Genomic DNA, 4,041 nt, shown 5'->3' with positions numbered 1-4,041 from the left:
AGCGTCCCTTTGGGGATGCACAGCTCATCTGCTGCTGCCTTGGTGCCAATCTCCTTTGCGAGCTTTATTGCCTGCTTTTTAAACTCTTCATCATATTGTTTTCCTGTTCCCATTGATGACACACTCCTTTGTTTTTATTATACTTTGATTGTTTTGTATGTGTCAAGTTTTATTATACAGGATTACACAATCATTTTGCTGAAACTGCGTATTTTCGGCACTTTTGCGGCGAGCTTTGCTCGTCCGCTGTGAGTGTTTCGGGGGCTGTGACCCCGAAACTTTAACTTGCAAGAGAATAATTCGGTTTACTTTAACTTCTGCGTATCAGGTATTTGTGCAGATTGCCGAAGGTCTCAAACTGGCTATTCGCTTTGACAATTTATTTTGGTTGATTCTATCGCCCACATCGGCTCACAAATCGCTTGTGTGGGGTTTTGATGCGTTTCTGCTTGATCTACTCGACTAAAATTACAAGCCCGCAAATCGCCCCACGTTCGCTGATTTGGGTTGACAGTAAACATTGATTTAACTTTTACCGTCACACCTCGCAAAGCAAGTAATTTCAAGGCTTTTCACACTTTTGAAGTTAGCTTGTTGACGTAACTTCGCTAGTGTTTTTACTGTCACTACTGTCACGCTCACGGTCGTAATGAAGAATTATCAGCCTGCCGTTTCTAGTTCGCTTGTACTGAAAATTTATCTCATACTTTCTGAGTGTGTAGCCGTTCTGAACCAGATCTCTTGTAACTCTGTTTGGATAGAATTGTTCTTGCGTGATTTCTTTTAGTTCACTTACAAGTTCTGACGCCGTACCTGAAAAATCAATTTTCTTTTTGATGTAAACATACAATGCCGCAAGAAAAATGTTGTCCTTACTTTTTGGAGCGGTCGGCTCATCGGTAACGACCCACTTTTTCAAATCACTATCGAACTGCAAATTAATTTCTGCGTTTTCAATATCACGTCCTACACAATAAAGTTTTGCATTACGGCTGCCACGTTTTGTTTCGATCAGAACCATACTTCCGTCTACACAGCCGCTCAGTCCTGTCGAACCTGAGATCATATTGAATGGGTCGCTGTCTTTGCATTTTCTTGTGTGATGAACCACTATGACAGTTATCTCAAGCTTGTCTGCAAGAGCTTTCAGAACGGATAGGTCTTTGTAGTCTGAACCATAGCTTGAATCTGTTGAACAACGAACCATTTGCAGAGTGTCGATAAAAACGATTTTCAGATCACGATGTTCACTCATAAAGCCTTCGATCTGCTCTTCAAGACCGCCTCCTATCGGGTCAGACATAACAGAGAAGTAAAGCATTTCAGTTGGTTCATCGGTCAGCTCATAGAGCCTGTTTTGTATTCTTGCGTAGCTGTCCTCTAAACACAGATACAGAGCAGTTCCTTGTGAAGTTTTTAGACCTAAATTTTTTTTTCCCTTTCGCTATTGACAGGCACATATCCAGTGCCAGCCAAGATTTTCCGACCTTTGGTGCACCTGCTAAAATATACAGACCTTGTGCAAGCAAGCCGTCTATAACGAACTCAACAGGCTTGTACACAGTTGTCATTATTTCTTCGCAGGATCTTGTGCTAAGTTTTTTCAAATTATCATTCCTCCAATTCTGTTTTCAAGTTTCTGTTATTGTCACTGAACATAGCGAAATTTATATTCAAAACAAAAAGCTCGCAAAGACTTTTAAAATCTTTACGAGCCTATATTATTCTTCATTCTTATGGTATCGCATTTTAATACGTTTGTCAATAGTCATGGTCCATTTTCATTGTTTTGCACAGGAGATTTGATTTTGACACGGGGGTAAGATGTGCGTTTTCGCCGTCGCACTGTGAGATACCCCCTATGTCAAAACGTTATTAATTTAACATAAACGAATTTTTAGAGAACTTTTTTGCTTTAATAAAAGTTCAGTCGCATTTGTTCGGTCAAATGCAATGATTTTAAAAGTTCAATATATTGAACCAATCATCTGGAAGGTTCATTGGTTTAATTTGAATACGCAAAAAATTATAGACAACAGAATTTATGCTGTATGTTTTCATCTAAACTTACTTGGAATTTAATATCGCTATAACCTTTCTTGCGTCATCATCGTTATAATTTTTACAAACTGCTTCGTAAAATTTTTTAACGTCTTTATCTTTTAAAATATATGTAACCTGATTATTATTTAGTGCAATTTTAACCAGTTTAGTTTTCTGCTCATCTGTCAAATTCTCATATACTCTGAGCTTTGAAATTATATCATGCGTGTTAGCAAAGCTCATACTATCTTCCAGACGATTTATCAAGCCATCTATTTTAATTGTTTCTTCACTTTGACCTTTGATTTCTTTGTCTTTTTCTGAAACACATTCAAAATAAAATTCTTCCAACATTTCATTAGAAATAGTTCTGTCTATAATCATTTTTACTAGTTGCTCTAATTGGGAATTCTCATTATAATCTGCTGGCACATAGTATTTTATCCTTTTTTCGTCAAGCATCCTAAACACTTTTGACTTATCCTTGGTTTCAGAATTATATACACCAATAGAGTGACCTCCATTTGTATTGACAAGTTTCATACAAGGAATATCAGTATCGCTGTCTCCTATATATATATCATATTTCTGAACGGCACACGATATTGATTCGGCTGGAAAAATGAGTTGACCCCTTGATCGTTTATATCAAGTACTCCTTTTTCAATTCTAAATAAAAATTGTGTTTTGTTAGTATAATTCACCACCTGTGCGGGCCATACCGCAACCCCAGCATCGTCAAAATAAAAAGAACTGGCATATATTTTTGTAAATTTTTCGGCGACTTCTGTACCTTCAATCATTTCTTTAAGACCTGATGAAATGATATAATGCTCTACGGATACACCCTTATTTCTTCCGTATTCATTAATTCTGTCAAACTAAGTATCAACACCGGGAAAAAGTTTCACTTTACCTCCTTGTTCATGTAAAGTGTCCCTTGTAAATAAAACCTTACCTCTTGAGCGAGTGGACATCATGTACATATAGGCAAGGTTCTGATCCATATCATTGTTTTTTGCAAGCTCATTTGATTCCTTCCAAAAGTCTGCAACTTCATAATCAATAGATTGTATATAGCCTTGAGCCTGCATATCATCAGGAGATAATGTTTTATCAAAGTCATAGCATATAGCTAAAATTGGTTCTTTTTTCATAAAAATATCCTTTCTTTTACGTTAGCACAGTCGTAAATTATTCGTATAAAAGCAAACACATACAAGCAGACCACTCACCCCTTGATCTCACTTATCACTCCCTTATCCATTTCATGCACAGTATCGCACAGCACGGAGATATCCTCCGCCGAATGAGAGCAGATAAGGATAGTCTTACCCTGCTCTTTGTATGAAAGCAGGTACTCACGCATTTCTTTTACACCGTCCTTGTCAAGACCATTGAAAGGCTCGTCAAGAATGAGTATCTTCGGATTTTCCATAATAGCCTGTGCCAGACCAAGCCTCTGCCGCATACCAAGGCTGTATTTGCGGACGTGTCGCTTGAGGTCGGGATCAAGTCCTACCTGTTTCATACTGCTTTTTATCTCATCTTTGCCGATCTTGTTGTTCAGCCCCGCAAGAAGCTTTAAGTTCTTGTAGCCCGAATAGTAAGGTATAAACCCCGGCGTTTCGATAATTATACCCATATCTTTCGGAAAGTCAACGTCCTTGCCCACCTGCTTGCCGTCAACGATAATCTCACCGCTCGTGGGCTTGATAAAGCCGCATATGCACTTCATCAGCATTGTCTTTCCGCTGCCGTTTCTGCCGATAAGTCCGTGTATCTTGCCCTCCTCAAATGACACATTTATATGCTTTAGTATCTCCGCTTTGCCAAGCGTAAGGCATACGTCATTTACATTGATGATATCCATTTTGTCCCCCTAACTTCCTAACTTGCTATCTCTGCAACATTGTCGTAATTGAATTTTCTTATGGCGATAAAGCAGAACGCCAGCAGTACCGCTATAAATATGGCAAGATAGCTGACCGAAAAACT

General features: G+C 38.5%; 6 protein-coding genes. All 6 read right to left on the bottom strand.

The genetic code is table 11. The features are described 5' to 3' along the window. Positions 1-586: 586 nt before the first annotated feature. The 6 genes from DW793_RS13820 to DW793_RS13805 all read right to left on the bottom strand — a co-directional run bounded on the left by DW793_RS13820 (position 587) and on the right by DW793_RS13805 (position 3,916). Positions 587-1,390, bottom strand: a complete 804-nt coding sequence (locus tag DW793_RS13820) for a helicase RepA family protein (RefSeq protein WP_252969909.1) — start codon at positions 1,388-1,390, stop codon at positions 587-589. Beyond that, positions 1,344-1,607: an AAA family ATPase gene (locus tag DW793_RS13815; RefSeq protein ID WP_118158488.1), complete on the bottom strand. Its 264-nt coding sequence runs from the start codon at positions 1,605-1,607 to the stop codon at positions 1,344-1,346. Before DW793_RS13815 ends, DW793_RS13820 begins: the two co-directional genes overlap by 47 nt. 460 nt (positions 1,608-2,067) lie before the next feature. Next, positions 2,068-2,586 (bottom strand): hypothetical protein, encoded by a 519-nt coding sequence (locus DW793_RS15550; protein WP_242994002.1) that lies wholly within the window; start codon positions 2,584-2,586, stop codon positions 2,068-2,070. A 26-nt stretch (positions 2,587-2,612) separates the two neighbouring features. Further along, on the bottom strand, positions 2,613-2,846 hold the full coding sequence (locus DW793_RS15545; protein WP_252969908.1) for a hypothetical protein: 234 nt from the start codon (positions 2,844-2,846) through the stop codon (positions 2,613-2,615). 78 nt (positions 2,847-2,924) lie between these two features. Next, positions 2,925-3,200, bottom strand: coding sequence for a hypothetical protein (locus DW793_RS15540; RefSeq protein ID WP_252969907.1), 276 nt, complete (start codon positions 3,198-3,200; stop codon positions 2,925-2,927). A 74-nt stretch (positions 3,201-3,274) separates the two neighbouring features. Further along, entirely contained in the window at positions 3,275-3,916 is a 642-nt protein-coding gene (locus tag DW793_RS13805; protein WP_118158487.1) for an ATP-binding cassette domain-containing protein, read from the bottom strand. Between the last annotated feature and the right edge of the window lie 125 nt (positions 3,917-4,041).

The sequence above is a fragment of the Ruminococcus sp. AM31-15AC genome, assembly GCF_003462045.1.
Classification (GTDB): Bacteria; Bacillota; Clostridia; order Oscillospirales; family Ruminococcaceae; genus Hominimerdicola; species Hominimerdicola aceti.
Note: the sequence above shows the minus strand (reverse complement) of the source record. Positions and strands in the feature narration are given on the sequence as shown.